The organism is Syntrophorhabdaceae bacterium (genome assembly GCA_028713955.1).
In the GTDB taxonomy this organism is placed as follows: Bacteria; Desulfobacterota; Syntrophorhabdia; order Syntrophorhabdales; family Syntrophorhabdaceae; genus UBA5609.
On the sequence record JAQTNJ010000192.1, the window covers coordinates 1 to 6,105 of the forward strand.

Below are 6,105 nucleotides of genomic sequence, written 5' to 3' on the forward strand. Positions count from 1 at the left end.
GGACGGTAATCTCTCTTCTCTCACCACCGAGTTTCGCAAGGTCCGGGTTTTTGATGAGCTCGTTGACGACCTTCTCCGTGACGTAGCTTGAGAACATTCCCCGTATCTGTTTTGCGTAACGCTCTTCAGTTGCATACCTGTATGCTGTTATGACGAAATAGATTATCAGGATGTTGTTCCCTGAATAGCTCAGGTCCATCCATAACCCTTTAGAAAAAAAGAGGTAATTACCGATTCCATAAAGGATCGCGATAAAACCGAATGCGAAGACCGCACCGATGATAGCCTTGATCCTCACGATAATAAGGGAGAAAAGCAGGCCGGATATGAGCACGATAAGGACATTCCAGATATTTTTGAGCCTGGAAACAAATTGATTGTTCAGTATGGATGCCACAACGCTTGCATGTTTTTCGATCCCCGGCATTGCCGGTGACGTGGGGGTCACCCTGAGATCGTATATGCCAACGGCCGTTGCGCCCAGGAGAACGACCTTGTCTTTGATCATTGATGATTGGACCTTGTTTTCGAGGAGGTCTGCAACAGAGATTGACGGAAAGGTCCTTTCCGGTCCATAGTAGTGTATCAGTATCCTGCCCCAGAAATCGGTTGGTATGAAGGCGTCGCCGAGCTGTACCCCCTCGGCTGCCTGGAGGGTCATTGCCTCGTTGGGGAGATTGCGATAAAGCCTCGCAGCCTGGAGGTCGATAGAGGGGTACATCTCACCGTTATATTCAATGGACAGGGCCTCCCATCTCAGTATACCGTCCTTATCAGGGAACATATTGATGTAGGCGAGAGCCTTCGCGCTTTGCGACAGTTTTTCAACAGGCAGGAGAATGCTGCTTGCGCTTAATGGCGGAAATATCTTGAAGTTATCCATTTTGCGGATCATCATGAAGGCATTATCGAAAAGGGTATCATCCTGAATCTTTCTGGGTTCGCCTTTGAAGTCAAACACAATGGGAAGGATTACGTTCCCGGCCCTCTTGATCGATCTGGCAAGGATGTCGTCGTCTTTCGAGGGCTCGCTGAAGATGATATCCATGAGGATTACCTTCGCCCCCATCCTATTCAGTTTGTCGATGATAGATGCGACCTTCCTTCTCTCCCAGGGCCACCTGCCGTACCTTTCCAGGCTCCTGTCATCGATGCCCATTATTACTACTTCCCTGGGTGGTGTTGTCTTGCCATGGATGCTATACCGTATATCATAGAGGAGAAGCTCGAGACGCTCGAAGGGAACAAACTGTATTATCGTCAGCAGGGAAAACAGAAACGTTAACCCGATTCCAAGAAGTGTCGGGATGAGTATCTTTTTCATACAGTGCCTTTTTCTATATTATCAAATGAGAGGATTATATTGCAAAAGAAAATTACATTATGTTGAAAAAAAGAAAGTTATGCTCTCCTGTCATGATTGTGATATAATGCTGAAAAACATGTGCGCCCGTAGCTCAGCTGGATAGAGCGTTGGCCTCCGGAGCCAAAGGCCCCGCGTTCAAATCGCGGCGGGCGCGCCACAACAACCGTATATAGTATATCGTAGTTCGTATATCAAGGCGCTAAACAAATTTAAGACAGTGAAAAAATCATCTCATCATCAGCCTGCGGGGTGCAGTGTTTTGTCATTGCGAGCGGAGCGTGGCAATCCCATTCTATTGGTTATACCCAGATCGCCGAACGCCCAACGCCCAACGCCGAACGGTTTTCTTACAATCTCGATATACGATATACGAACTACGATATACGGTTTGTCAGGGCTATGAGCCGGTTGTGCTCTATCTTTATACACCTGTCCATGAAGAAGGTAATGCCGTTGTCTTCAGCGAGTTTCCTTGCTTCTTCATTGATGATGCCGAGCTGAAGCCATATGCATCTCGGTTTGATCCTGACAGCCTCTTCGACAACAGGCAGCAGCCTGTCGGCCCTCATGAATATATCGACGATATCGATTTTTTCCGGGATGTCAGAGAGGGCCTTATAAGACTTTTGATCGAGTATGTTCTCGTGACCGGGATTGACGGGGATCACCCTGTAACCGTGAGCGATCAGGTACCGGGCAACCATATTGCTTGGTTTTTCCTCGTCCGGTGAAAGGCCAACCACGGCAATCACTCTTGATTGTTCCAAGATCTCTTTTTCTTTTGTTTCCTGGGGTATCATAGTGAACCTCCACGGCGAAGATATCGTAAAACAATAAGCACTAAATTCTAATACCTAAATTCGAAACATTAATAAATTCTAAATCCCAAGCACCAAATCCTAAACAATATCAAAATTCAAATATCAAATGTTCTAAACGTGTTGTCATCGCGAGAGGCCCCATCCTTTATTGTTATCGTGAGGAGCGAAGTGACGTGGCGATCTATTGAATGAGATTGCCGCGCTCCGCTCGCAATGACAAAGCGCCACGCCCCGCGGGCTCGAAATGGCGCGGTTATTGTGTTCAACTGTTTTGAACATTGTAACATTTGAATTTGTTTAGGATTTCGATATTCGAATTTCGGATTTCGCTTTGCCATGAACTATGGTCTGCCTTTACCTCAGCGCCTCAAGTGCCTTGATGATGTTTTCCCCGCCGGTATAGACTTCCTTCTTGTCCCCGTTGCGTATGACACAGGAAGGAGTTGAACTTATCTTATCTTCTCTCAGGTAACTCTGGAGAATATTGAATACGGGCTTTACCTCGAATGGTTTGAACCTGATCTCCCTTGCCAGGAGGAATGCTTCAAGTTTTTCCCGTTCATTAATCTTGGCTTTGGCAGCTTCAAAGAAGGCGGCCCTTGCAGTAAGCGCATGGCGCAGTTCCTTTTTCTCATTTAATACATAGAGAAAATACCGGGCGTAGAGCGCTGAATACTTATAGAAAGGTGTGTCAACGAACGTGATGGTAATGATATCCCTCCTGACGAGGTCAAGGATCGGATATTCTATCTTTGGCTCTAAGGCACTACAGGGCCCGCAAAAATAATCGGCATATAATCTCACGTCTATCTTCCCGTTCCCGAATGCGAGAAAGGACATCTCTCTCGAATCCGCGGTGTCCGGTTGAGCCAGACCAAGGAGTAGTGCACACACTATCCATAATACGCACACCATCTCTTTTAATCCGCCGTTGTGAACCTTTTCCATTCCATCAAGAATATAATTAATCCCTTTTTCTTTGTAAAGAGGAAATATAAATACCGTATATCGCAGTTCGTATATCGTATATCGAAATGCTGAGCAAATCATGATAAAAGTCATCAGATTTTGGTTGTCATCGCGAGGCGAAGCCGTGGCGATCTTACAGAAAATCCGTGAGGCGTAAGTCGTAAGGCGTGAGGGGACTAAGACATAGCGCAAAGCGCAGGGCGCATAGCGGAACAACCGTGAGACGCGAAAGGCTCTGCCGTATTGTCTCTTTGGCTTTGCTATTCACTATCGACTATTGACTGATGACCGCCTTTGAATGAGATTGCCACCCTCCGCTCGCAATGACAAGGTTATTCTCCCCAACCATGTTGGATTTAGAACATTCGGATTTATTTAGTGCTTCGATATACGATATACGATATACTATGTACGGTTTTATGTCGGAGGTGCCATGACTGAAGTCGATACCTGGGGACGGGATCCACAGGTCCGGTACATGCGGGGTGTCTTTTCCCGGATAGAAAGCACACAGAATGAATTATTGCTGAAGCTGTCTATCGAGCCTCATGATGAAAGACTCCGGCGCTTCCGTGAAATAGCGCTGAAGCTCTTTGAAAAGGCATGGGTAATGGCGATGCAGCGGGGCATTGCAGAGAACGAAGAAGACGCTGCTGTCATTTATCTTTTCTGCCTTGCGCGCGCATTATCCATGAGGGGCATCGATGTTCCTCCCGGTGTGCTGCCGAAAAATGCCGCAATAGAAAAGTTTCTGAAAGAGGTCCTCAAATGATCCGGTTGCGCCTCTTTGGCCGTTGTCGTATCTACCATGACCCCGTATCGCCGGTACTGAAGTCTCCGGCCCAGGTCGGATGGGATGCGTGGTTCCGTTCGATCGATCTCGTAACGCCTCAAAAATTGAAAGGTGAAGAATTGTTGCGCAGGACCCGTGGCTGGTGGACCATTGAGCCTGATGAGATCGCTGATGTTGTTAGAAGGCATGGCCGCCTTGTTGTCGGTGATAATGGTGAGCTTATGGTTGAGTTTGAAGATAAGAAGGCCGCAGATAATCTATCAAAGGCCCTTTCAGAGAAATTCGGAGAACAGGTCCTCCTCTCGCCGTAAAGATCCGCTGCTATCTCTTATGCCGAATTGCATTCAAAAATAGAGCGAGGCGACGAGGAGGAGGCGACGGAGGCGTACATTTTCGTACGTCGAGTCGATGACGACGAAGTCAACGAAGCCATATGAATGAAGGCAACTCGGCATCATTCCTTCACAAAGAATTGCATCTTCAAACCAGCAACCTCGATGATGTCGCCGTCTTTCAGATCATACCGCTGGTCGACCTTGTTGCCGTTGACCTTGATATCCTTTCCGCCGGAGGGGGTAATGAAGTATCCTTCCTTCCTCCTGTTTATCAGGGCCGCAACCTTGGGGGCAAAAAGACCCTTCAAGCGGATCAATGCGCTGTCATCCTTGCCGATGGTGGTAATCCTTTCCTTCAGCAGGTATTCCTTTTTCTCGGCAGAACCTTCAATGACGAGAAGCCCGCCGAGGACCTCCAGTTTTTCCGTTTGGGTGATGATCTTTTCCTGGTCCTTGGGACTGAGGAGTATCGTCTCATCCATTGAGCGGGAGCGGATGTCGGATTTTGTTCCCTCCGAGGGTTTCACATCGGTTATGAACTCAATGGTGTGACTCCCGATGAGGACAACATCACCGTTATTGAGCGCATGCCTGGCAATCTTCCTGCCATTCACAAATGTGCCGTTGGTACTGTTTAAATCCTCAATAATGTATGCTTCACCTTCTTTGAAAAGCCTGGCGTGCGATCCGGAGACAGCGAGATTTTCGATAACGATGTCGTTCGTATCTTTTCTCCCGATGCTGTACGTCTCCTGCTCAAGCTTGAGCTCTTTGATAACGGCATCTTTGAATTTGAGCAGAATTTTTGTCATAGGTCACCTCCTGAACCATTCCTTAAAATTTAAAAGGCGATGGAGCCATCCCTTTTTCTTTGTAATCTCTGCGACAATAACAGTGACATTATCCCTGCCTCCGTTCTGGTTAGCACGGTTGATGAGGTCTTCACATGCCGCTGCAGGATCATGCAGCGTGTTCACGATAGCAAATATTTCATCGTCTTCGACCATCCCCGTGAGACCATCAGAACAGAGGACCAGTGAATCGCCCTCAAGAAGGCTTAGTTCGTCAAGGTCAACCTCGACCTCCGTCCCGACACCGAGTGCCCTTGTGAGGACATTCTTCATCTCGGATTCTCTTGCCTGTTCCTTTGAAATGATCTCCCGTTTTACCTGTTCTGATACGAAGGAGTGGTCATCGGTCAGCTGCTCCATGCTGCCGGCCCTGATGAGGTAGACGCGGCTGTCGCCAACGTGGGCGATGCTCAACCTGTTGCCCGTGATCAGGGTCGCCGCGATTGTGGTGCCCATCCCGTGCCAGAGGGGATTTCCTTTCGCTGCCTCGTAGATCGCCTGGTTGGCAAGGCGTATTGCGGAACCGAGCCTGTTCGTGGGCTCGGAGAAGTCCTCCCGGTATGTCCCGACCTGAAGCTGTCGTCCTTCTTTTATCCCGTTGAAATAGTCGCGCATGATATCAACGGCGATCTTGCTGGCAACCTCTCCTGATGCATGACCTCCCATGCCGTCTGCTACGAGCAAAAGGCCATCGCTCTCGGAAAAATAAAGGTTATCTTCATTATTCTGACGTACGCGTCCCAGGTCTGTGTTCCCGCTTATGACCAACCCCATTCTTATTCCCCGAGGGCCTCCATGTATTTTTCAAGGTCATTCGCCAGTTCCTTGCCGCGCTGATAGCGGAGATCTTTTTCCTTGGCGAGCAATCGCATGATGATAGATTCGCAGAACTCCGGCACGGTCGGCACTAAATCCCTTACCGGAGGCGGGGGTGAATTGGTGATATTGTACATGAGGGTTGTGATACTGT

General features: G+C 48.3%; 8 protein-coding genes and 1 tRNA gene. 3 read left to right on the forward strand and 6 right to left on the reverse strand.

The features are described 5' to 3' along the window. The coding region (locus PHU49_13340; protein MDD5244992.1) for a CHASE2 domain-containing protein at positions 1 to 1,324 on the reverse strand (1,324 nt) is incomplete at its 3' end. A 122-nt stretch (positions 1,325 to 1,446) separates the two neighbouring features. Between PHU49_13340 and PHU49_13345 the strand changes: the two genes are divergently transcribed. Continuing rightward, a tRNA-Arg gene (locus PHU49_13345) sits at positions 1,447 to 1,523 on the forward strand. A 217-nt stretch (positions 1,524 to 1,740) separates the two neighbouring features. Here PHU49_13345 and PHU49_13350 read toward each other — a convergent pair. Further along, the gene (locus PHU49_13350) at positions 1,741 to 2,166 is read right to left on the reverse strand and encodes a CoA-binding protein (protein MDD5244993.1); all 426 of its coding nucleotides are present in this window, start codon (positions 2,164 to 2,166) and stop codon (positions 1,741 to 1,743) included. A gap of 375 nt (positions 2,167 to 2,541) precedes the next feature. Next, on the reverse strand, positions 2,542 to 3,135 hold the full coding sequence (locus PHU49_13355) for a thioredoxin domain-containing protein (protein MDD5244994.1): 594 nt from the start codon (positions 3,133 to 3,135) through the stop codon (positions 2,542 to 2,544). Positions 3,136 to 3,589: 454 nt separating this feature from the next. Here PHU49_13355 and PHU49_13360 point away from each other — a divergent pair, with 454 nt between their 5' ends. Further along, the gene (locus PHU49_13360; protein MDD5244995.1) at positions 3,590 to 3,928 is read left to right on the forward strand and encodes a hypothetical protein; all 339 of its coding nucleotides are present in this window, start codon (positions 3,590 to 3,592) and stop codon (positions 3,926 to 3,928) included. Further along, a complete protein-coding gene (locus tag PHU49_13365) occupies positions 3,925 to 4,260 on the forward strand; it encodes a hypothetical protein (protein MDD5244996.1) in 336 nt (111 codons plus the stop codon). Before PHU49_13360 ends, PHU49_13365 begins: the two co-directional genes overlap by 4 nt. Before the next feature lie 143 nt (positions 4,261 to 4,403). Here the strand turns inward: PHU49_13365 and PHU49_13370 are convergent, their stop codons facing one another. The 3 genes from PHU49_13370 to PHU49_13380 all read right to left on the reverse strand — a co-directional run. After that, complete coding sequence (locus PHU49_13370) at positions 4,404 to 5,096, reverse strand: FHA domain-containing protein (protein MDD5244997.1); 693 nt, start codon at positions 5,094 to 5,096, stop codon at positions 4,404 to 4,406. 3 nt (positions 5,097 to 5,099) lie between these two features. Continuing rightward, positions 5,100 to 5,909 carry a Stp1/IreP family PP2C-type Ser/Thr phosphatase gene (locus PHU49_13375; protein MDD5244998.1) on the reverse strand — a complete coding sequence of 270 codons (810 nt, stop codon included), beginning with the start codon at positions 5,907 to 5,909 and terminating at the stop codon, positions 5,100 to 5,102. 2 nt (positions 5,910 to 5,911) lie between these two features. Continuing rightward, on the reverse strand, positions 5,912 to 6,105 hold a 194-nt coding region (locus PHU49_13380), incomplete at its 5' end, for a hypothetical protein (protein MDD5244999.1).